At 46.7% G+C, this 214-nt stretch carries 1 pseudogene; it reads right to left on the minus strand.

Annotated features, from left to right (window positions below):
* A pseudogene (locus V6252_RS13455) lies at positions 1-214 on the minus strand (endonuclease/exonuclease/phosphatase family protein); the annotation flags it as partial.

Below are 214 nucleotides of genomic sequence, written 5' to 3' on the forward strand. Positions count from 1 at the left end.
TGGCAGTAGCATTCTCAGCTGAAATGCTAACGTACCGCTCAGTACAACAATCAATATCCACTGCGCTAATTCCCACTCTGAGAAAAACACTTTCATGCCGACCCAAGCTATAATACCAAGCACCATTATTTGAATACGTGGAAACTCATCAGCGCGCACCCACCAGTTATCTAGCGGCAACCAGCGCCAGATTGTGACAAAGGCGATGAAACCT

The sequence above is a fragment of the Psychrobacter proteolyticus genome, from assembly GCF_038155145.1.
Lineage (GTDB): Bacteria > Pseudomonadota > Gammaproteobacteria > Pseudomonadales > Moraxellaceae > Psychrobacter > Psychrobacter proteolyticus_B.